An 18,510-nucleotide genomic window follows, 5' to 3' on the forward strand; every position below is an offset into this window, starting at 1 on the left:
GGTAAAATAATTTTATGAATAGAAAACAATTTGCAGTGATAGCAGTCTTTACTGCTATGGAGACATACTTTTTCAATGAAGCGACCATAGCGGGTCAAATGCTCTTTGCATGTTTTTGGGCCCTCTTGATCTTGCGCAATCTCCAGACAGCCTATATGGTGGAGAAGATTGCGAGTGCCATTGAAAAAGAAATCAGAAAGAAAAGAAAATAAAACCTTTGAAAAGAAATTCTTTTTCAAAGGTTTTTTCTATGTCAATAGATAAAGTGACTTTAAAAGACTGTTTAGCTCTCCTAAATTTTTCTAGGAAACTTTTTCTATTTCATAAACATTTCACATTTCTTTTCTATAATAACTATAACAAATGATGAAAGCGTCCACATTGTATTGTCGTGGACCTTGAAATGGAGGGTAAGATCATGCTCTTACAACAGGCAATCGCCTATATTTCTCGAAAAAGAACGAGGAATCTGGTCCTCTTTCTAATTCTCCTCTTGATCCTCTCTTGCTTGTATTTCTGTTTTTCACTGATGCAAGTAGGAGGAAGGCTGGAGGACCATATCAAACAGTCGGCTGGGACCAGCTTTGCCCTGACCAGTAAGCAGGGGGCTACTCCCTTTGCTCTGAAAGAAGCTGAAAAGGTGCAGCAGCTAGCTGGAGTTGGATCTATGGTTCCTCAATATGAAAGTCCCGTTCGCATTCTTGATAAAGAAGCGGTGACGGGACAGCAGTCGGTGGAGCGAGACGATTTGGGGCAGGAAGCCAAGCAAGCGCTAGGCGCTGTCTTTACCCAGAAGACAGACCAGCACTTGGATTTCCGCAGTGGTAGTTTCCAACTGGTGCAAGGCAAGCACTTATCCGACAAGGCTCGCGGCCAGATCTTGATCCACCAAGAGTTGGCTAAGAAGAACAAGCTAAAGGTCGGAGATTCCTTGACCTTATCCAGCTTTCAGATGGGAGAGACTCCTGCCAAAGAGCAAACCTTTAAAATCGTTGGGATCTTTTCGGGTAAGAAACAGGAAAAATTCACAGGGATGACCTCTGATCTGAGTGAGAATCAAGTCTACCTCCCTTATGAGGATGCGACTAAGCTTCTTGGTCTCAGTCAGCAAGAAGTGACCCAGGTCACCTTTGGAGTCAAAGATCCTGAGAAAATCGATGCCCTCTTGAAGCAAGTTAAAAGCTTGGATCTAGATTGGCAGTCTCTGCGCGTGGTCGAAGATCGCAAGGCCTTTGACCAGATGAAAGAATCCTCTCAGACCTTAGAAGGCCTGGTACGGATCATGATGATCGTCCTCCTGGTGACAGGAGCTGGTACGCTATCGCTCTTACTCAGTCTCTGGACACGGGAGCGGATCCATGAAATCGGTGTGCTCTTATCTATTGGGAAGAGCAAGGGCCGGATCTTTAGACAGTTCCTCTTGGAGGTGGTGCTGGTATCCTTACTAGCGGTGATCCCAGCCTTTCTCATCGGGCGGCTGGTCAGCCATCGTTTCTTAGAACAGTTTGTCGGACAGACAGGCCAACAGCAGACCCTAGACTTGCTCAACCAAATCCCTCAAGGCCTTTCCTTAGGAATCGCCTATGCTAGCCTCTTGTGCTTGATCCTTCTGTCGCTCGGTGTAACGACCAGCATGATCTGGCGCAAGAGTCCAAAAGAAATATTAACAAAAATGAGTTAAGGAGAAATGACACCTATGTTAGAACTCAAACATGTAGCCTATAGTTACCAAAGTTATCAAGAAGAGATCTTCTCAGACGTGAACTATCAGTTCGAAAATGGGACCTTTTACAGTATTATTGGTCAGTCAGGAGCTGGGAAATCAACCCTCCTCTCCCTCTTGGCTGGTCTGGACAATCCCAAGAAGGGGCAGGTTCTCTTTGATGGGGAGGACATTCAGACCAAAGGGTCTAGCTACCATCGCAAGCACCATGTTTCCCTGGTCTTTCAGAATTACAATCTGATTGATTATTTGACACCACTTGAAAATGTCCGCCTGGTCAACAAACAAGCTGGGAAAGACATTCTCTTGGAATTGGGATTGGATGAAACGCAAATCAAACGCAATGTTCTCCAACTATCCGGAGGGCAGCAGCAACGGGTGGCTATTGCGCGTGCACTCGTTTCAGAAGCACCTGTTATCTTGGCAGATGAGCCGACAGGAAACCTTGATGAACAGACAGCAGGTGACATCATTGCCATTTTGAAGAAGTTAGCCAAGGAACGCCAAAAATGTGTCATCGTCGTCACCCACAGTAAGGAAGTGGCAGAGGCCTCCGATGTGGTCTTGGAATTGAGTCGCCGTAGCCTCGTTGAGAAGAGCAAGTAAGGAGGGAATGCTATGTTGCGCAATGCTTTTGCTTATATCACACGTAAATGGCCCAAGTCTCTCTTGCTCTTTGCCATCATTCTCCTCATGGGGACCTTGAGCTTGATCGGACTCTCTATGAAGGGGGCGACCCAAAAAGCTTCATCGGAAAGCCTGGGATCCATCACCAATAGCTTCTCCATGCAGATCAATCGCAGGACCAATCCGGGAACCCCTCGGGGAGCTGGGAATCTCAGAGGAGAAGATATCGAAAAAATCAGCCAGGTAGAGGGGATCACCTCCTCCATCAAGCGGATCAATGCCATCGCAGATATCCTAGACCACGAGATCATTGAGACTGAAGAAACCCTGCAAAATCAATCTCCAGAGCGGGCCAAGCACTTCAAGAATACCTTGATGGTGACAGGGGTCAATGACTCTTCAAAAGAAGATAAATTTGTCTCTGGAGCCTACAAACTAGTCCAAGGGGAGCATCTGACAGACAAAGATAAAAACCAAATCCTCATGCACGAAGATTTGGCGAAAAAGAATGGTCTCAAGGTAGGCGATAAGGTGCGTCTCAAGTCCAATCTCTACGACGCTGACAATGAAAAAGGGGCCAATGAAACTGTCGAAGTGACCATTAAGGGTCTGTTCTCAGGGAAGAACCAAGCTCCTCTAACTTACGCCCAAGAGTTGTATGAAGATACCCTCATTTCTGACCTAGATACAGCTGCCAAGCTCTATGGCAATACTGTCCAAACAGCTACCTATGAGGATGCGACCTTCTTTGCCAAGGGGGATCAGGACCTCGATCAATTGATCGAAAAAATCAAAGCCTTAGATATCCCATGGAATTACTTTGACTTGGTTAAGAGTTCTTCCAACTACCCAGCCTTGCAAAAATCCATCAGTAGCATGTTCCAAGTGGCGGACTACTTGTTTATCGGTAGCCTCATCTTTGCTAGCTTGCTTCTCACCCTTCTCCTCGTCTTGTGGCTCAATGCCCGTCGCAGAGAAGTGGGAATCTTGCTGGCTCTGGGGCTCTCCAAGGTGCAGATTGCGGGGCAATTCGTGGCAGAATTGATCATGATCTCCATCCCAGCCTTCCTCCTTTCCTATGGAGTCGCAGGTCTTCTTGCTAAAGGAGTGGGAGATACGGTGCTTAAGAACGTCACCAGTGGCATTGCCAAACAAATGGCTCAAGAATCTTCTGCAGCCAACCTTGGTGGAGGAGCTGAGGCCGAAAGCTTCAGTAAGACCTTGACAGACCTCCATATGGACATCCAACCGAGCCAACTGCTGGTGATTGTGTTGGTCGGTGGCCTTCTCTTGATTCTGGTATCTATCCTTTCTTCACAATGGCTCTTGCATAAGAAACCAAAGGAACTCTTGGTGGATGTCGAATAAGAGATTGTTTCCTAAAATAGAAATAGGGTATAATAGGAGGTAGAAGAAGTTTCTTAGATAAAAGGAAAGTGTATGAAGATACTAATCGTAGAAGATGAAGTCCTGATTCGCGAAGGGATGAGCGACTATCTCATGGAATGTGGCTATGAAGTCTTTGAAGCAGGTGATGGGCAGGAGGCCCTGGACCTCTTTCACAAAGAAGCGCCAGATCTGGTCTTGCTGGATATCCAGCTCCCTATCCTCAATGGCTTGGAAGTGCTCAAGACCATCCGGAAGACCAGCTCGGTCCCTGTCCTTATGCTGACGGCCTTCCATGACGAGGACTATAAGTTGACGGCCTTTGGAGAGTTGGCGGACGGCTACCTGGAAAAACCCTTCTCCTTGTCCCTCTTGAAGGTCCGTATCGAAGCTATTTTTAAAAAGCTCCAGCCTTCCCGGGTCTTCACCTATGGAGAGGCACGGGTGGATTTTGAGAGCTACACTGCCAGCCTAGCTGGGCAAGCCATCTCCATGAATGCCAAGGAGTTGGAAATCTTGGAATACTTGCTCCAGCATGAGGGTAAGGCCCGGACCCGCTCTCAGATCCTCGATGCCGTCTGGAAGGAGACGGAGGAGATTCCTTTTGACCGGGTAATCGATGTCTATATCAAGGAACTACGAAAAAAACTAGAGCTGGACTGTATCGTTACGGTACGCAATGTCGGCTATAAATTGGAGAGACCATGACCAAACGAAGTATCTTTGCAAAGATCTTTCTGATCACCTTTGCCCTTTTTAGTGGCTTAGTCATCCTTCTACATGCTTCGGTTTACTTTATTTTCCCCTCGACCTATATCGAGTCTCAGCGCCAGACGATTTTGAAGAAATCACAGGCCCTGGCCAAGAGTTTCCAGGGTCAGGAAGAAGGAACCATTGAGTCGGTCATCGACCTTTATTCCAAGACCAATGATATCAAGGTCTCAATTAAGGGCAAGGAAAAACAAAATGCCCTAGAGGTCAAGGATGACTTGCTCCTGAACCCTAACAGCCAGAACAATTCCTTGGTCATTGAAGAGCGAAAGATTGAGACCAAAGAGGGGAAGGACTTGACCTTGCAATTCTTAGCAACTGTCGATTCCCAAAAGGAAGCGCGGGACATCAGTTTGGGCTTCCTTCCCTATAGTCTTCTGGCTTCCTTTGTCCTGTCACTGCTTGCCTCTTATCTCTATGCCCGCCTGATTTCTGCTCCGATCCTTGAGATCAAGCAGATGACCAAGCGGATGAAGCGCTTGGATCGGACAGCTAGTCTTCCCATTCATTCGCAGGATGAGATCGGTGTTCTTAAGCAACAGATCAACGACCTCTATCACCATCTTCTAGAAGTGATCGACAATCTAGAGCAGCAAAAACAAGAAAATCTGAAGTTGGAGCAGATGAAGGTCGAATTCCTACGTGGAGCCTCACATGAGCTCAAGACGCCTCTAGCCAGCTTGAAGATTATCCTTGAAAATATGCGGGATAAGATCGGCCGCTACAAGGATCGGGACCGCTACCTGTCGGTCTCCCTCGATATCGTCGATGAGATGAACCAGATCGTCCTAGAAATCCTGTCCCTGTCCTCTGTCCAAGAATTGGCTGGAGACAAGGAGTGGATCCAGCTGGATCAGGTCTTAGAGCAGATCCTCGACCAGTACAAGGTCTTGGCGCAATCTCGCTCGCTCACGATTGACAATCAGATCCCAGCCAAACCAGTCTATATGGACCCAGCGATTCTGAAATTGGTCCTCTCAAATGTCATCAGCAATGCCGTTAAGCATTCGGATGCCGGTGGAGAGATCCAGCTCCGCCTCGAAGAGGAAGGGACGCACTTGGCGGTTGAAAATACCAGCCAGGAAATGGTAGAGACCGCTGAAATGCCAATGACCGCTAGCCGTCAGAAGAAGGAAGGCGGCTTGGGACTCTTCGTGGTCCAACACTTGCTAGACCATGAAGAACTGGCCTACCAATTTGACAAAACGGCTATGGGCTTACGCTTCCGTATGGAACTGCCCAAAGATCCGTAAGAATAAAAAACTAGCGAACAAGAGAGACTCTTGTTCGCTAGTTTGCATTTAATCAACTTTTTCGACCTTTAGCAATTGGCCGTGTTTTAATTCATAAATGGTATCCACATAGGTCAGGATGGAGCGGTCATGGGTCACCATGATGGCGCTCTTGTTTTTGGATTTGACTTCTTTCCGGATCAACTGGGCGATTTCTTGCCCTCGATCTGGGTCTAGGCTAGCCGTTGGTTCATCGGCTAAAATGACCTGCGGATTTCCGATGAAGGCCCGAGCAATGGCTGCTCGTTGCTTTTGCCCACCGGACATCTGATTCGGATATTGGTGGTAACAAGCTTCGATGCCAAGATCTGCCAACAAGACTTTGACTTCCTCTTGGCGTTTTTTCTTGTCCTTCTCCCCTTTTAATTTGGCCACCAGTTCTAACTGGTCACCGATTTTCATGTAGGAGAGGAGCTGGTGATCTTGAAAGATAAAGCCGAGCAATTCCAGCCGTTTTTGCGTCCACTGACTTTGGTTAAGACCGGTCAAGTCTTGGCTAGCGATACGAATCCGCCCCTCATCTGCTGACAAAAGCAAGCCAGCGATGGCTAAAAGCGTGGACTTACCAGATCCTGAAGGGCCCAAGATCGCGACAAATTCGTTGGGTTCGACGCTTAAATTCAGCTGGTTGAGGACATGGTGCATCTGGCTGCCATCGGCGTAGGATTTTCTGATATTTTCTAATTCGATAATGGCCATCTTATTCTCCATTTCCACCAATGACTTCGATTGGATCTACTTTTTTGATTTTGACAAGGGACAAGGCACCACACAAAATAGAGGTCAGGATAAAGCTAAGCGAGATGGTGAGATTGTCCTTCAGGGTCATAAAGGAAGGGACGCTATTGGGTAAAAATGGCGCCATCATAGTTGCCAAGCCAAGCCCCAACAGCACTCCGATGAGGGAGATGATGGTGAGCTGGGATAGTTGGACATAGGTAATCTGGCTCATGGACATGCCAATAGCCTTCAAGACACCGAACTGTTTCAACTTCTGCAGGGTGAGGATATAGAAGAAGACCCCAAGGATAGCAGAAGAAGCGAGTAAGAGCACCCAGGTGATCATCCGTAGCGTCAGGTTTTGAGCCTTGTAGCCAGGGATTTTATCGATCACCTGCTTCTTATCCGCCACCATCAAGTTGCTGGCTAGATCGCTAGAAGGGATGTTTTTCTTAGTCACAAGGGTTTGGGCTTGCCATTGATAGCTTGGATCTGTTTTTTGCCGCATGCCTGTGTAGGTCTCAGAGCTGATAAAGCCAATCTCGCTATAGCCGTATTTGGCATTTTTCGCGAAGGCCACGACCTTTAGTTTTTGCTTAGAAGTTTTGTCGATCACTTGATCGCCGACTTGGATCCCTTCATCCTCTTTGAAAGAACTATTCAGAATGACCTCGTTTTTCTTTAAGTCGGAGATCTTGAGGTCTGTATCTTCCATGATTGGATTGAGGATCTCTTTTTCATTGTAGTCGGTCGCGAAGTAGGTGATATCCAGAGTGTTGGAATCCTCTGTTTTTGAGACGGTTGCTCGCTGGATGGACAAGCCCGAATAGTCCATCCCCTCTATCTTTTGGACCTCATCTAAATCCTTCGCCGTAATAGTTGAAAAGGGGATAATCCCTTCTGAATCCGTCGAAAGGATGTAGTGCAGCGACCCATAGTTATCGATTTGAGCTGATACCGAACGGCCCAGTCCATTTGTCAGCCCGGATAAGAACACCACCATAAACATGAGGATGGTAATGAGGAGTTCAATCAGGATAAACTTCTTGGGTTGGTATTTAATTTCATTCCATGCGATTTTCATATTCGTTCTCCTTTTAGCACGGAGATGCTCGAGTAGCTCGGCACCTAAACATACTCTATCATCATACCACAAGTGGTGGGAGAATGGGGGGATGGTGTTTGGGAAGTATAGACGAATGAAACAGTTCAAGTTTTTTTGTGCATATAATAATATGGATCGCCTTGACAATCCCTCTTTAGGAACTATCCCTTTGGCCGTGGTCATGAGCGAAAGGTAGCCTATGTGATCTCAGGTGCTTACAAGGACTGGCAATTCAGAGCTTTTCCTATCATTTCGTAGGCAATACCCTGGAGCAAACTGGGCCTGGTGGAGTCTTCAGTGTAGCCATGATTCAGTGTCCTCAGCCACCGCAGGTCCAGCTACCCGAGCAAGTCTTTTATGAGAATGGTGTGTTGTGCGACTACCAGAACGAAAATCTCAATGTAGAAACCCTTCATGATCGGATTGAAAAATTAGGAGAGCTGGCAAAAGGCATGTAGGGATTTGCTGTCAGGAAGAATTCTACATAAAAAAGTCCACTAGAATGATTGAGACAAAAGCCACCTTTTTAAGTGGTTTTCTTGTGCAAAATCAATGTTGCCACCTAGCATTTATGGTATACTAGTTCTATGTAAATTTCTCCGATCCTATGAGTCTAGGGCTGTTTTTACAAGTGAGTGAAAGGGGTCCGAGTTCTTTTGTAGGAGAGGGAAATAATAAAATTTTAGGAGTGTGAAATCATAATGGGTAAAATGAAAAAAATAATGGCTGCGGTTCTTCTGTCTCTTTCTTTGGTTCTGATAGCGGCTTGTGGTACGTCTTCGGCTAAGCTTGAAGGGGAATGGAAAGTCCAAACAGGCGATAAGAAAAATGGTGTGCTGGTCTTTACTAAAGACACTGTGACAGTAGACGGAAAAGAATATCCCTATAAACAAAAATCTATTGAGAAAAAAGGGAATCTTGTATACTACAAAATCGAGCAACATGGTGAGTCTTATTCTGTGATTTTCCCAGATCAGGATAGAAATATTGCCATCATGATCCAACCGAGTTCAGAAAAGGATGATTTGAGCGGACTCTTGCTGTATGCGATGAATAAAAAAGAGCAACCAAGCTACGAAGACTATGGCAAAAAATACTTGAAATAGACTTGGGTGAGAAAGGGACAGATATGTTTTTTAGAAGACGTCGTTTTTATTTGAATCAATATTATGACAAAGCCATTTATTATGATCGTAAGACCCATGAAGTTTTAGAAGCGCCAAAGAGTAAACTATTAGATACAGAGAAATCAAGTAAAATGAACAGGCATATTCCTTCATTAGTTGTTTTCTTTATGTTTAGCGGAGGTGGTCTTACTTCTTTCTTTAGTCTATTTTTACAAGGAACTTATAGTATGACTGCTTTTTGGAGTGTTATTCTTATCTGGATAGCAGAATTTGCTTTTGTCACTCTCCTTGTAGAACGAGCCTTGTATAGAAATGTCAATAAAGCTCAAGTGACTACTCAAACGGTTTGTCTGACTACTATGATTTATCCCGATGACGAAAATCAAGACGAAGAGGAAAAGACGGAAAAAAAAGGATTTAGCAAAGGTGCTTTTTTATATTTTAATGCACTCTTATTTACTGCTCCTGCAGTTGGTTTCTACTATGTCTATGATTTTATTTCCCGCTTTAAAGACTTGTTGGGGCAACCGATTGGAGGAGAGATTTTTAAGATTATATTTGCAGGTCTTTTGTTGGGAGTTGCTTTTGTTGGGTTCAATCAAAATAATTTCGTTAGAATCTTGAAATTGTCACAACGGTTTGAGGAGGGAAAAATTAGTGTGATATGTAGAGCTGATGACGATCCAGATGTCTATCTAGAAGTGAGGATGGGAACAGATCAAGAACCTATCATCACCGAACTACAGAAAAATGAAAACCAAGTTTTGAAGTAGAAGGTAGAGAGTAGAAAAAAGTTTTCTTGTATAAAATCAATCTGACCAGATAAGGAGAGGGAGTTCATGTCAAAAGCTTCAAAGAAAAAGAAAGCAGTGCTCGAAGAACGATACCACGGCCCTTTGATTACAAATGGGGTTAGTCTAGGCTATATCAAGCTTCTACCTTCTATTACACTACCAGTATCTTTTATGGCGTATTTTGGGACGACCTATATCGATCATATCGGCATTTATAAAATCTTGTTCATTGTTTGCATGGTTATTAGTGGTGTAGCAATCCCACTCTCTTTCTTTGATCGTTTTATTGTGAGATTTAAGAGTTTTATCTATCTTTTTGTTTCCATACTTGTTTTGATTTTAAACGTTGACATGACTTTTATAGGCTTGATTATGCTAGTTGGTAATGACGGGATCTATTCAGTCTGGGCACTTATTTACAATCTGGTAGCTCTCTGTATCCTGCTTTTTTCTACAGGGCTCTACTCCTGGTATTATCTTCCTAAAAATCAGGGGAAAATCTGGGCTTTCAACCGATGGGAGACTTATGGTGGTGATGACAATGACAAGAAGCAAGAGCGGATGTTTAATTTTGGAGTTGCTTTTGTAGCTGTATTGTTAGCACCAGCTATTATTACTGGCTACATTGAGAATATCTTTGGTGTTTTCTTGGGCATCTCAATGAACTTCGTTTTCCCGGCTCTCATAGTGGATGGAGTTCAGGCGGCTCGCTATGTACGCAAACACCCAGAATATGAAGAGTAGGATTCTCGTCGTGCAATTTATTCCTAATGGTTAGGAGATTTTAAGAACTTATTTTCATAAATAGAAAGAGGTATGTATGTTTTTTCTTAGACGGCGCCGTGTCTTTATCGGCGAATGTGATGGTCAGGCGGTCTATTATGACCAACAGACAGGAGAGGCTTTAGCCGCTCCCAAAAGTTTTCTGCTCAATACTGAAGGGGCTCGGAAGACCAACGCTTACATTCCTGAATTGGTGATTTTCTTCATGGCCGGTGGAACGGGTGGCTTTGGCTTCCTTGCGGCTATGAGTATCGGGGTCTATAACTGGACCAGTTTGACCTATATCCTACTATTTTGGTTGGCTGAATTTTTGCTTTTGGTTGCTATTCTTGAGCGAGGACTTTATAAAAATGTTCGCAAAGCACAACCTACGACAGAGAAGATTTTTCATTATGCAGCTTCTCATAATTTAATGATAGGTGAAGAAAATTTTGATCCGGCTAAGTGCTCAGCTACTATTTTTCGAATTGTTCGATGGATTCTTGTGCTTTTTAATTTTCATTCTATATATGTTATTTATAGTTGTATTAAATCATTTGGTCAGCCTATTGAGACTAATTATGAGTTCTGGGGGATAGGGATAATCTGGTTTACAATGATATTGCTTTACAACCAAAACAACCCAGTTCGTTTTGTGAAGATTATGAAACTGTACAGCCAAGGGAAAGTGCTTTTTAAAGAAGAAGCAGAGAGTTGATGAGAGGGAGTTCATGTCAAAAGCTTCAAAGAAAAAGAAAGTAGTGATCGAAGAACGTTACCACGGTCCTATAATAACAAATGAGGTTAGTCTAGGCTATATTAAATTTTATCCTCGGATCATGCTACCGATTACGACATTTTTATATTTTGCGGGTGGCTACGAAGACACGATTGGTATTATCAAGGTTTTATTTCTTTCTTGCATTTTTATTAATGGATTCAGTATTATCTTAGGGCTTTTTAACTCTTTAGTGAATCGCTTTAAATCTCTGACCTACATCTTAATCGGCTTGGTAGCTTGGACAATAATCGTCAGCTTCACCTTTATTGGTCTATTGATGTTTACCTTGGGCGAGGGTTCTATTAGTGCACGAACGGTCAATGATTCTAGCTTAACCTTCTTTTATCTCATTCCCATCTTGATCCTATTTGTTGGGATGACCTTGATTTATGCCTGGTATTACCTCCCTCAAAATCAAGGAAAAATTTGGAAGATTAACCAATGGGAGACCTACAAGGTGAATAGTAAGAAAAAAGAATGGCTTTTCAACATTTTGGGAATTATTGGAATTATGCTGCTGTTCATAGCCGTGATGACAGGCTATGTTGAGAGAATCTTCGGTCTTTTCTTGGGGATGTTAATCACATTGACGTTTCCGGCGGTTATCGTGGATGCCGTTTACGCAGCCATCTATATCCGAAAGCATCCAGAATATGAAGAGTTGTGATTTTACAAAAAAAGTGGCCGTTAACTGGCCAATCATTTTAGACCGATTGATCAAGAGTGTAATAAAATTGGATGGAGTCAATGAAGAAACAATCTATAGTTCTTCGTGATTTGCTTGGGTTTTCACAGCCTTTATGGCTGTCATGGGCTTGGTGGGTACGATTTCTATCCTCTCCATGTTCGTTTTGAAGATGATGGGAACCCCCATTGGCAGTGAGATATTCCCTTTAAGTCTGATGGGAATTTTGCCAGCGGTCGCAGTTTTATTGCTATGGCAAAATAATATGATTCGATGGCTGAAGGCAGTTGAACGCTATAGAAATAGTCGAGTTAAGAAGTAAATATAACATAGGAAATAGAAAGAGGTCAATATGTTTTTTCTGAGACGACTTCTGGAATACAAGAAATACCTAGAAATTAGCGACCACGACTGGTACAGCAAACGCTATTACAAAAAGTTGGTCAAAAGTGGTCAGCTAGAAGAGGAGTAGTGGGGGATGAACCATCAGTCAGAAGCATTAAATAAGGACTATTTTCAGGAGCTGGTTTCCACACGAGCTTCTGTGAGAATGTTGAGTTTGGCCTGGGCTGGTTTGTTTGTATTGAGTATCGACCTGACTCATGTATACTTTTTTATCAAGGAGCAATTCACAGTAGATCCCTTTTCGAATGTCCCTTTTCTTTTTCTGTGTCTCCTTCTATTGCTCATGCTGGGCTGTCAATTCATGTCATTCAGCAAACCATTCATCTACAAGCATCAACTCTTGAGTACGGTGATGCTCTTTGTACTGATCAATGGGATCCATCTATCATTAGTTTTAATGGATTATATTCTCACTATTTTAACGAATGAGGTTCTAAAAGATTCGCTGATCTACTCGCAGATTTATTGGTTGAGTTTCACTGTTTTATTTTTCGGTTTGACAGTTTATAATGTCAGCTGGTTAAAAAAGCAATTAAAGCGAGGCTTTTCAGAAAAACGAGCTGCTGGGAATTCTATCGCCACCTCTAGTGTCTTTAGCAGATCCTCCCTCTGGATTATTTTCGGAATCACTTTGTTAGGCGGAGGGCTGGCTAGTTTATCTGGGTATTATGTGCAAACATTTGGGATTGTGAGCAATATAGTCTTTACTTCAGCTTTTTCAAGATTAATCGTCGAAGTTGGCTATCTCCTTTATCTGAGAAGTAAGGATAAGACCTATTGGGAAGAAGGATCGAAGGAAGGCCAGAGTCAGTTCTTTTTGAAAGCCATAGATTTCAAAAAGGCCAAGCACCGCTTAACTACAGAAGTTGTCTTATTTTTGATTCTAGCAGTGTCTTTAAAACTATTGAATATAGATGCTGAAAATAGCCCAAGTTGGCTCATAGCAACCATAAGAATTTTCGGTTATTCGATTCTATTGGATGCTACGATTAGTTTTGTTTTTTATCAGATTAAAAAGAAGAGATAGGGAAAAAGAAGAAGTAGAAAGCCTTCTTTGACTATTTGGAAAGAGGTGTTAGATAAAATGAAACAGTTTAAGTGGTTGATAATAGTATCTTTTATCTTATTCTAGTTGCAAGAAAGGAAGACAAATGGTAACGCCACTGATATTTATTATTTCTCTCGTCTTACTTTTACGTCGTTTTAAAAGCAAGCGTTCTAGAATGATCATTGTCTTCTTATATGCTTCATTTGCGGTTTGGTTTGTTTATTCGATCCTTACTTATGGGAGCTACACCCTCCAGCCTGGTCAAAGTGTTCAATTGAGAGTTTATCCCAATACAGATCAGCTAGAGTATAATTCGGAACTACATTTTAAAAAATTAGATGATGCGAAGTTAAAATTGTCCGGTCGAAAAGGTTGGGGAATGAAAGACAGTAATATAGTCTATAATGTTGAAAAGCAAACAATAACGGAGCTAATTTTTTTAAAAGACAAAACCGAGCGTAAAGACTTACCGAATGATAAAAGTAAGAGTTTTTACTTAGAAAACGATGGAATAGTGGTTCAAGGGGAAGTTGAGGAAGTATTTGGGGTGACAGAACGAAAGCCCTACAACATCACCATCACCAATGTAGACGATAAACCGGCCCACTTTGAAGCTCGAGTAGTGGATCGGTAAACTGGACCTCCATCTACTCTAGTCGCTTTAGCCCCAAAAATTGGGGTGATGTGACCGACAAGGATATTTGGAGAGAGAATCTTGGAGCAGATTAGTGATATGTCTCAATCTGAGTTTCTGACGAAGAATGGGGAGAAGTGCGTGTGAAAAACAAAAGAAAACAACTTAATAAATGGAATCTAGGATGTTCTGGAGTGGTTGCGATTGTAGCGATTGTGTTTTCCTATTATATTTATTTGTATTTCAAAAATGCGAGTTACACCTTGAAACCAGGGGATTCCATAGTTTTAAAAGTTCCGACCTCAAAACAAAAGGAATATTCTCCCAAATTATATCTATCTCAGATTTCTGGTGGGAAATTAGAATTATCTGGGAAAACCTCATGGTGGCAGGGTGGAGAAGGAAACCTTGTAGGGACTAACTATGATGTTTTGAAGCAAGAAATTAGCGAGATCTACTCATCATCAAGCAATATCCCAACAAAAATAATCCAGATAAGAGTATATATTTATCAAAAGAAGGTGTCGTTCTTCAATTTAAAGAATCTTGGGAATTTGAGATTCCAAACTCAAAACAAATAAAAATAACGAATATTTCAGACAGGGATATTAGGTTTGAAGCACAGGTGACAGGTGAATAGAAGAATTACCAAAAGGGTACTTGAATTTTTGGGAAATCATTGAAGAATGTGTCAGTTGTTCTAAAAAGATTAGGTTTGTAGATAAGAAGTTGTAAATAATGGAATTGAATCATCAAATTTTTGGAAAAATAAACTATAACTATGGTTGGACTCAGGATATTACTGTAACTATTTTTGGTAAGAATTCTGTCATAGAAATGAATATTGACGCAGATGCTGATGGAGAATTTGAAGTCAATCAAGAAAGAGCATATATCTATTTTAAAGAGCACTTAGATGAAATTATCAACGAAACGAATGCTGCCATTGTGTCTTACTATAATAGTGAAATAGCAGGCATTGTTTCGGGTTACACCAATATCAGCGCAAAACAATATTTTCTTGATAAAATTGGAGACGAAGAACAAATTTATTCTCTGTTGAAACCCAAACAAATTATGTTCCCTTTGACTTTTGATGAACATGTTGAAGAATTTGGTTTTATATGTGATTGTGATTGGGACAAGGAAAACGGAGTAGGGATAAAATTTACCAATGGTATTCTGTCTGAGATTGGATCTCAAGACATCCTTCTATAGATATTTCTTTCTTTTATGACTGACTAGTTCAAGAAGAAAACGGATGATAAATGTTACCACTTTCGAGATGGCAAAAGAAACAGGGAGAATAGTGATGGGAAACAAACTATTAATGCCAGGAATGCCGTTTGGTCAAGTTAGTTCAGTATCTCTTGTAGATTTAAAGGAATGAGTTAATAAAACTTGGTGCAGGAAAGGCTCAGCATATTTCAGATTTCTTAAAGTTTGATAAATATTATTTTGTAGGAGCAGATTTAAAATACGATATAAGTTTATTAATGGGGCAATATGGAGATAATGAAGGTGATGCGGCAGCAATTCAAGATGGTATGGATGATTATAAGAAAGGAAACAATTAAATGGTAACACCGCTGATATTTATTATTTCTCTCGTCCTACTTTTACGTCGTTTTAAAAGCAAACGTTCGCGAAAGGTCAATGGCTCTTATTTGCTTCATTTGCAGTCTGGTTTGTTTATTCGATTCTTACTTATGGAAGCTACACCCTCCAGCCTGGTCAAAGTGTTACATTGAAAGTTTATCCCAATACAGACCAGTTGGAGTATAATTCGGAACTCCATATAGTAGTGTTGGTAATAGACCTTCTGTCCATTTACTTGTTTCACTTGTGTTACGGAACCACGATTAATTTCACGAGTAATAGTAGAGCGATTTCTCCCCAGACGACGAGCAATCTCAGCTGGTTTGAGTCCTACGCTTAAATAAGCTTCAATTTCCCTCGTTCAGCTTCAGATAAGTGCTTGTAGGATTGATTTGTGGTAGGATAATTAGCGGACATGTTCATCTTTCTTTATACTGTTTTTCGCAACTCTAGTATATCAGATGAACACGTCTTTTGTGTTGCACTTCATTTTACAACAGGGCATGGGGTCTGTTTTCAGAAAAGGTAATTTTCTAGGAAATAGTTGTTGAATAAATAGGACAGGTTCTATTAATGAACCTACCGACCAACTAAAAATTTCTCTCTTTAGGTTGTGAGTTGGCATCTTGTATACTGAAAATGAATAAAACAATTTAATAAAAAAGAGATAACACTAATCAATGCAACTTGCTTGACAAAAGCTTGACTTAGTAGTTTAATATACCCCATAAGGGTATATTTGGAGGTGCCTATGTTTCACTTATTTACAAAAATTGATAGTATTTCTACTAGCGAATTAGAAGCTAAACTAAAGGAACCTATTCAGCTACTGGACGTTCGAACGCCTACAGAATTCCGTAGAGGCCATATCAAAAACGCAAAAAATGTCCCCCTAACTGAAATCGGTTCTTATAAGCCCACGACAAAAGAAACACTCTATGTCATTTGTCATTCTGGTGTGCGTAGTAAGATGGCTGCTAAAAAGCTAAAGAAAAAAGGCTATGATGTCATCAATGTCCGAGGTGGTATGAGGGCTTGGACAGGTAAGGTCATCTAAAAGTTTAAAGGAGAAAGCCAATGAAAATTATCATTGTCGGAGGAGTTGCAGGCGGTATGTCAGCAGCAACCCGTCTCAGACGTCTCATGGAAGACGCTGAGATCATTATTTTTGAGAAAGGGCCCTTTGTTTCCTTTGCCAACTGTGGCCTTCCTTACTATGTTTCAGGAGAAATTGCAAACCGTGATAGTTTATTGGTCCAAACTCCTGAAAGTCTCAAGGCACGCTTTAACCTCGATGTGCGACCATTTCACGAGGTTATCCAGATTTCACCAGCAGAGCACACTGTGACCGTACGCCATGATGGACAGGAATTCACAGAAAGCTACGACAAGTTGATCCTCTCCCCAGGAGCTAAACCATTTGTTCCTACCATTGAAGGTTTGGCAGAAGCTAAGAATGCCTACACACTCCGCAATGTTCCCGATCTTGACGAGATTATGGCCGCCTTGGACAAGCATCCAAAAGAAGCTGTCGTTATCGGTGCAGGCTTTATCGGGCTTGAAATGGCTGAAAACCTGTCGAAACGGGGATTGCAAGTCACCATCGTCGAAAAAGCTCCTCATGTCTTGCCACCATTAGATCATGAAATGGCAGCCTTTGTCCAAGCAGAATTACTGGCAAACGGTGTCCGTGTTATCACTTCTCAATCTGCGACTCGATTTGAAGACCAAGGAAAAATCATCATTCTCGAAAATGGTCAAAAGATCACTTCTGACCTCACCATCCTTTCTGTCGGTGTTGAACCTGAAAACAGACTGGCCAAAGCTGCGGGGATTGAGCTGGGACTTCGAGGTGGTATCCTCGTCAACGAAAACTACGAAACCAGTCAAAAAGATATTTTTGCAGTTGGGGATGCCATCGTCGTCAAGCAAGAGATTACAGGTCAAGATGCTCTCATCTCTCTCGCTTCTCCTGCCAATCGTCAGGGACGCCAAGTGGCGGACGTCATCGCAGGACTCGGTCGTACAAACAAGGGCAGTATCGGCACTGCTATCGTTCGTGCCTTTGATATGACAGCTGCTTCGACTGGTCTCAGCGAGCGTATCCTTAGCATGAATCAATTTCCTTACAAGGCGCTTCATGTCAGCGGTAAAGACCACGCCGGTTATTATCCTGGCGCTACTGAGATGACCTTGAAGCTCCTCTTCGCCCCAACCACTGGAAAAATCTATGGTGCCCAAGGAGTTGGGAAGAAAGGTGTTGACAAGCGAATTGATATCCTAGCAACTGCTATCAAGGGAAATCTCACCGTCTTTGACTTACCAGAGTTAGAGTTTACCTATGCGCCACCTTTTGGATCTGCCAAGGATCCCGTCAATATGCTGGGTTACGCAGCCTTGAACCTTATCGAAGGTCTCAGCGACAACGTTCAATGGTACCAGCTCGAAGACGAACTGGCTAAGGGAAAGAAATTTCTAGATGTACGGACAAGTAGCGAATTCCAGAGTGGTCGACTCAAAGTCGATACCATTCATATTCCCCTAAACGAATTACGGGAACGCTTGGATGAACTAGACAAAAATCAAAACTACATCGTCAGCTGCCACAGTGGTTTACGCAGCTATATCGCAGAGCGTATCCTCAAGCAAGCAGGATTTACCGTCCAAAACCTTGACGGCGCTTATTCACTATACAAAATGGCTAACCCAGAAGGAGTAGAATATGGTAACTGATATCAGCATGGCTGACTTTTATGAAAAATATCAAAATGAAAATCTAGATCTTATCGATGTCCGTGAAGTACATGAATTCCAAGCAGGACATGCACCAGGTGCCAAAAATCTTCCGTTAAGTACCTTGGAGCAAGGCTACAAAGAACTTAAACCTGACCATGAATACCATGTCATCTGTCAAGGTGGAGTGCGTTCTGCCTCTGCCTGTCAATTTCTCAGCGCCCAAGGCCTCACCGTTACCAATGTAGAAGGTGGTATGAATGCCTGGCCCGGTGATGTAGAATAAATCAAATACAAAAAGAGCAGTTGGTTTACTCT

At 42.4% G+C, this 18,510-nt stretch carries 20 protein-coding genes and 5 pseudogenes; 22 read left to right on the plus strand and 3 right to left on the minus strand.

The features are described 5' to 3' along the window. The first annotated feature begins 14 nt into the window (after positions 1-14). The 6 genes from O3642_RS00115 to O3642_RS00140 all read left to right on the plus strand — a co-directional run bounded on the left by O3642_RS00115 (position 15) and on the right by O3642_RS00140 (position 5,760). Positions 15-212, plus strand: a complete 198-nt coding sequence (locus tag O3642_RS00115) for a DUF3272 family protein (protein WP_371605131.1) — start codon at positions 15-17, stop codon at positions 210-212. Between the two features lie 206 nt (positions 213-418). Next, entirely contained in the window at positions 419-1,681 is a 1,263-nt protein-coding gene (locus O3642_RS00120; RefSeq protein ID WP_155172138.1) for an ABC transporter permease, read from the plus strand. Positions 1,682-1,687: 6 nt separating this feature from the next. Next, positions 1,688-2,329: an ABC transporter ATP-binding protein gene (locus O3642_RS00125; RefSeq protein ID WP_155172136.1), complete on the plus strand. Its 642-nt coding sequence runs from the start codon at positions 1,688-1,690 to the stop codon at positions 2,327-2,329. Between the two features lie 12 nt (positions 2,330-2,341). Continuing rightward, the gene (locus tag O3642_RS00130) at positions 2,342-3,718 is read left to right on the plus strand and encodes an ABC transporter permease (protein WP_155126141.1); all 1,377 of its coding nucleotides are present in this window, start codon (positions 2,342-2,344) and stop codon (positions 3,716-3,718) included. Between the two features lie 72 nt (positions 3,719-3,790). Beyond that, complete coding sequence (locus O3642_RS00135; RefSeq protein ID WP_002891287.1) at positions 3,791-4,444, plus strand: response regulator transcription factor; 654 nt, start codon at positions 3,791-3,793, stop codon at positions 4,442-4,444. Further along, positions 4,441-5,760, plus strand: a complete 1,320-nt coding sequence (locus O3642_RS00140) for a HAMP domain-containing sensor histidine kinase (protein WP_155126139.1) — start codon at positions 4,441-4,443, stop codon at positions 5,758-5,760. The genes O3642_RS00135 and O3642_RS00140 overlap by 4 nt, the downstream gene beginning before the upstream one ends. 48 nt (positions 5,761-5,808) lie before the next feature. On the opposite strand, the gene O3642_RS00145 is transcribed toward O3642_RS00140, so the two are convergent. Together O3642_RS00145 and O3642_RS00150 are read right to left on the minus strand one after the other, a co-directional pair. Beyond that, positions 5,809-6,498: an ABC transporter ATP-binding protein gene (locus O3642_RS00145; protein ID WP_155126137.1), complete on the minus strand. Its 690-nt coding sequence runs from the start codon at positions 6,496-6,498 to the stop codon at positions 5,809-5,811. A 1-nt stretch (position 6,499) separates the two neighbouring features. Next, positions 6,500-7,603 carry an ABC transporter permease gene (locus O3642_RS00150; RefSeq protein WP_371605132.1) on the minus strand — a complete coding sequence of 368 codons (1,104 nt, stop codon included), beginning with the start codon at positions 7,601-7,603 and terminating at the stop codon, positions 6,500-6,502. Positions 7,604-7,777: 174 nt separating this feature from the next. Between O3642_RS00150 and O3642_RS00155 the strand changes: the two are divergent. The 13 genes and pseudogenes from O3642_RS00155 to O3642_RS00215 form a co-directional block, all read left to right on the plus strand. Next, positions 7,778-8,082: pseudogene (locus O3642_RS00155) on the plus strand (hypothetical protein); the annotation flags it as partial. A 243-nt stretch (positions 8,083-8,325) separates the two neighbouring features. Further along, on the plus strand, positions 8,326-8,730 hold the full coding sequence (locus tag O3642_RS00160; protein WP_155172127.1) for a glycosyltransferase: 405 nt from the start codon (positions 8,326-8,328) through the stop codon (positions 8,728-8,730). A gap of 23 nt (positions 8,731-8,753) precedes the next feature. Then, positions 8,754-9,524, plus strand: coding sequence for a hypothetical protein (locus O3642_RS00165; protein ID WP_371605133.1), 771 nt, complete (start codon positions 8,754-8,756; stop codon positions 9,522-9,524). Between the two features lie 66 nt (positions 9,525-9,590). Further along, positions 9,591-10,289: a hypothetical protein gene (locus tag O3642_RS00170; RefSeq protein WP_371605134.1), complete on the plus strand. Its 699-nt coding sequence runs from the start codon at positions 9,591-9,593 to the stop codon at positions 10,287-10,289. Positions 10,290-10,365: 76 nt separating this feature from the next. After that, positions 10,366-11,025 (plus strand): hypothetical protein, encoded by a 660-nt coding sequence (locus tag O3642_RS00175; protein WP_371605135.1) that lies wholly within the window; start codon positions 10,366-10,368, stop codon positions 11,023-11,025. Positions 11,026-11,038: 13 nt separating this feature from the next. Further along, positions 11,039-11,755, plus strand: coding sequence for a hypothetical protein (locus O3642_RS00180; protein WP_371605136.1), 717 nt, complete (start codon positions 11,039-11,041; stop codon positions 11,753-11,755). A gap of 394 nt (positions 11,756-12,149) precedes the next feature. Next, positions 12,150-12,245, plus strand: a pseudogene (locus O3642_RS00185) (beta-carotene 15,15'-monooxygenase); the annotation flags it as partial. 6 nt (positions 12,246-12,251) lie between these two features. Beyond that, on the plus strand, positions 12,252-13,205 hold the full coding sequence (locus tag O3642_RS00190) for a hypothetical protein (protein WP_371605137.1): 954 nt from the start codon (positions 12,252-12,254) through the stop codon (positions 13,203-13,205). Positions 13,206-13,329: 124 nt separating this feature from the next. After that, complete coding sequence (locus O3642_RS00195; protein WP_371605138.1) at positions 13,330-13,860, plus strand: hypothetical protein; 531 nt, start codon at positions 13,330-13,332, stop codon at positions 13,858-13,860. Further along, positions 13,860-13,955 (plus strand): annotated as a pseudogene (locus O3642_RS00200) (TipC family immunity protein); the annotation flags it as partial. The gene O3642_RS00195 and the pseudogene O3642_RS00200, both read left to right, overlap by 1 nt. A 48-nt stretch (positions 13,956-14,003) precedes the next feature. Further along, on the plus strand, positions 14,004-14,441 hold the full coding sequence (locus O3642_RS00205) for a hypothetical protein (RefSeq protein ID WP_371605139.1): 438 nt from the start codon (positions 14,004-14,006) through the stop codon (positions 14,439-14,441). A gap of 157 nt (positions 14,442-14,598) precedes the next feature. After that, the gene (locus tag O3642_RS00210) at positions 14,599-15,078 is read left to right on the plus strand and encodes a hypothetical protein (protein ID WP_003011446.1); all 480 of its coding nucleotides are present in this window, start codon (positions 14,599-14,601) and stop codon (positions 15,076-15,078) included. A 359-nt stretch (positions 15,079-15,437) separates the two neighbouring features. Next, positions 15,438-15,655, plus strand: a pseudogene (locus tag O3642_RS00215) (hypothetical protein); the annotation flags it as partial. Here O3642_RS00215 and O3642_RS00220 read toward each other — a convergent pair. After that, positions 15,653-15,882: pseudogene (locus tag O3642_RS00220) on the minus strand (helix-turn-helix domain-containing protein); the annotation flags it as partial. The pseudogenes O3642_RS00215 and O3642_RS00220 sit on opposite strands and share 3 nt — an antisense overlap. A 328-nt stretch (positions 15,883-16,210) precedes the next feature. Between O3642_RS00220 and O3642_RS00225 the strand changes: the two are divergent. The 3 genes from O3642_RS00225 to O3642_RS00235 are packed head-to-tail and all read left to right on the plus strand — an operon-like array spanning position 16,211 to position 18,478. Then, positions 16,211-16,516: a rhodanese-like domain-containing protein gene (locus tag O3642_RS00225; protein ID WP_003002677.1), complete on the plus strand. Its 306-nt coding sequence runs from the start codon at positions 16,211-16,213 to the stop codon at positions 16,514-16,516. 20 nt (positions 16,517-16,536) lie between these two features. After that, on the plus strand, positions 16,537-18,192 hold the full coding sequence (locus O3642_RS00230; protein WP_155172118.1) for an FAD-dependent oxidoreductase: 1,656 nt from the start codon (positions 16,537-16,539) through the stop codon (positions 18,190-18,192). Then, complete coding sequence (locus tag O3642_RS00235; protein WP_155172116.1) at positions 18,182-18,478, plus strand: rhodanese-like domain-containing protein; 297 nt, start codon at positions 18,182-18,184, stop codon at positions 18,476-18,478. Before O3642_RS00230 ends, O3642_RS00235 begins: the two co-directional genes overlap by 11 nt. Positions 18,479-18,510: the final 32 nt, after the last annotated feature.

Source organism: Streptococcus sp. 27098_8_66 (genome assembly GCF_041431945.1).
Classification (GTDB): Bacteria; Bacillota; Bacilli; order Lactobacillales; family Streptococcaceae; genus Streptococcus; species Streptococcus dentalis.